This is a genomic window from Brevundimonas sp. (assembly GCF_036402095.1).
In the GTDB taxonomy this organism is placed as follows: domain Bacteria; phylum Pseudomonadota; class Alphaproteobacteria; order Caulobacterales; family Caulobacteraceae; genus Brevundimonas.
In genome coordinates this window covers 1-2,633 of the sequence record NZ_DASWTO010000182.1, presented here as the reverse complement: position 1 = coordinate 2,633, position 2,633 = coordinate 1, and the positions used below count along the sequence as shown (strand labels likewise).

The 2,633-nt window shown below is 66.3% G+C and carries 6 protein-coding genes; all 6 read left to right on the top strand.

Features of this window, described 5'->3' with window-relative positions; genetic code table 11:
- The coding region (locus VGD32_RS12175) for an NADH-quinone oxidoreductase subunit H (RefSeq protein ID WP_331032150.1) at nt 1-108 on the top strand (108 nt) is incomplete at its 5' end.
- Nucleotides 105-329 carry a hypothetical protein gene (locus VGD32_RS12170; RefSeq protein ID WP_331032149.1) on the top strand — a complete coding sequence of 75 codons (225 nt, stop codon included), beginning with the start codon at nt 105-107 and terminating at the stop codon, nt 327-329. The genes VGD32_RS12175 and VGD32_RS12170, both read left to right, overlap by 4 nt.
- Nucleotides 329-820, top strand: a complete 492-nt coding sequence (nuoI, locus tag VGD32_RS12165) for an NADH-quinone oxidoreductase subunit NuoI (protein ID WP_331032148.1) — start codon at nt 329-331, stop codon at nt 818-820. The genes VGD32_RS12170 and nuoI overlap by 1 nt, the downstream gene beginning before the upstream one ends.
- A 74-nt stretch (nt 821-894) precedes the next feature.
- Nucleotides 895-1,521, top strand: a complete 627-nt coding sequence (locus VGD32_RS12160; protein WP_331032147.1) for an NADH-quinone oxidoreductase subunit J — start codon at nt 895-897, stop codon at nt 1,519-1,521.
- Complete coding sequence (nuoK, locus tag VGD32_RS12155) at nt 1,521-1,829, top strand: NADH-quinone oxidoreductase subunit NuoK (RefSeq protein WP_331032146.1); 309 nt, start codon at nt 1,521-1,523, stop codon at nt 1,827-1,829. The genes VGD32_RS12160 and nuoK overlap by 1 nt, the downstream gene beginning before the upstream one ends.
- A 2-nt stretch (nt 1,830-1,831) precedes the next feature.
- On the top strand, nt 1,832-2,633 hold an 802-nt coding region (locus tag VGD32_RS12150), incomplete at its 3' end, for a proton-conducting transporter membrane subunit (RefSeq protein WP_331032145.1).

Genomic DNA, 2,633 nt, shown 5'->3' with positions numbered 1-2,633 from the left:
TACCGCTACGATCAGCTCATGCGGCTGGGCTGGAAGATCTTCCTGCCGACCTCGCTGGTGGCCGTGGTGGTGGTCGCCGCCTGGCGGGTGTTCGGGGTGGGCGCATGAGCCGGCTCCTGACCCTGATGGTGATGGGCGTGGCGGTGTCGACCGCCGCCTGCGCCATCCCGACCTACGAGCCGGAACCGGTCTCGGCGGCCCAGTGGCAGCGCCGGCAGGAGGCGATCGAGCGCCAGCAGGCCGAACGCGAACGCCTGTGCCGCATCACCAAGGATGAGGACCCGCGCAAGGAAGAGCTTTGCCGCGGCGTCGAAAGAGAGAACGACTGATGCTGACCCGTCTCGTCCAGGCCGCGAAGGGCGCGATGCTGATCGACGTGATCGGCGCCGTCGGCCTGTCGCTGAAATACATGGCGCGGCCCAAGGCCACCGTGAACTATCCGTTCGAGCGCAACCCGCAGTCGCCGCGCTTCCGCGGCGAGCACGCCCTGCGCCGCTATCCGAACGGCGAGGAACGCTGCATCGCCTGCAAGCTGTGCGAGGCCATCTGCCCGGCCCAGGCCATCACCATCGAGGCCGAACCGCGCGCCGACGGCAGCCGCCGCACGACCCGTTACGACATCGACATGGTCAAATGCATCTACTGCGGCCTGTGCCAGGAGGCCTGCCCGGTGGACGCCATCGTCGAGGGCCCCAACTCGGAATTCACCGTCGAGACGCGGGAAGAGCTGCTCTACGACAAGGAAAAACTGCTTTCGAACGGCGACCGCTGGGAGCGGTTGATCGCGAAGAATCTGGAACTCGACGCGCCTTACCGTTAAGGCGCAACCGCTGAACGGGCCGGGCGATTCCGCAGGGGATCGCCGGCCATAACCGAAAGGGGCGAAGGCCTCAGATGTTGACCGGAATAGCCTTCTATCTGCTGGCGGCGGTGGCCGTGGTGGGCGGCCTGATGGTCGTCACCGCGAAGAACCCCGTGCACAGCGTGCTGTGGCTGATCCTGACCTTCTTCTCGTCGGCAGGGCTGTTCGTCCTGCTCGGCGCGGAGTTCCTGGCGATGCTGCTGGTCGTGGTCTACGTCGGCGCCGTCGCGGTGCTGTTCCTGTTCGTGGTCATGATGCTGGACGTCGACTTCGTGCGCCTGCGCGAGGGTTATGCGCGCTACCTGCCGCTGGCCGCCATCGTGGCAGGCATCCTGCTGGCCGAGATGGTCACGGTCTCGCTGGTGGTCGTGAACGGCGGGGCCGCCGCCGACGCCACGGCCCCGGCCGTCGCGGCCGCCGACGCCACCAACGCCGAAGCCATCGGCCGGGTGCTCTACACCGACTACGTCTACATCTTCCAGGCCGCGGGGATCGTGCTGCTGATCGCCATGATCGGGGCCATCGTCCTGACCCTGCGCCACAAGCCCAACATCAAGCGCCAGAAGGCCCACGACCAGGTCAACCGCGACCGCAAGACCGCCGTCGAGGTCAAGGGCGCGACGACCGGCGCGGGCGTTTCCGCAGAGGATCTGATCTGATGGAAGTCACCCTGCAGCACTATCTGGCGGTCGCCGCCATCCTGTTCACCATCGGCGTCTTCGGCATCTTCGTGAACCGCAAGAACGTCATCATCATCCTGATGTCGATCGAGATGATCCTGCTGGCGGTGAACATCAATTTCGTCGCCTTCTCGGCCTATCTGAACGACGTCTCCGGCCAGGTCATGGCCATGTTCGTCCTGACCGTCGCCGCGGCCGAGGCCGCCGTCGGCCTGGCCATTCTGGTGACCTTCTTCCGCAATCGCGGCGACATCGCCGTCGACGACGCCTCGGTCATGAAGGGCTGATCGTGAACCTCGAGCTTCTCGTCACTCTCGGCGTCTTCGCACCGCTGCTCGGCGCGGCCATCGTCGGCCTGTCCGGCCGGCGCCTGGGCGACCTGCTGTCCAGGTCCATCACGACCGGCCTGCTGTTCGTTTCCTGCGCCGTGGCCTGGATCGTCTTCAGCCAGTGGACCTGGGGCCATCTGGAGCCGTTCACGGTCCACATCGCGCCCTTCATCCACGTCGGCGACTTCCAGTCGAACTGGTCGATCCGCATCGACGCCCTGTCGGCGGTGATGCTGGTCGTGGTCACGACGGTGTCGTCGCTGGTCCACCTCTACAGCTGGGGCTACATGGCCGAAGACCCGGACAAGCCGCGGTTCTTCGCCTACCTGTCGCTGTTCACCTTCGCCATGCTGGCGCTGGTCACCGCCGCCGACTTCATGCAGCTGTTCTTCGGCTGGGAAGGGGTCGGGCTGGCGTCCTATCTGCTGATCGGCTTCTGGTACAAGAAGTCCACCGCCTCGGCCGCCGCCATCAAGGCCTTCGTGGTCAACCGGGTCGGCGACTTCGGCTTCGCCCTGGGCGTCTTCACCGTCTTCTGGATGTTCGGCACCATCGAGTTCGCCGAACTGTTCCCGATGATCGCCGCGCGCGAGGGCACGGGCTGGGAATTCCTCGGCCACACCTGGTCGGCGCTCGACCTCGCCGGGGTGCTGCTGTTCATTGGCGCCATGGGCAAGTCGGCCCAGTTCTTCCTGCACACCTGGCTGCCCGACGCCATGGAGGGCCCGACCCCGGTGTCGGCCCTGATCCACGCCGCGACCA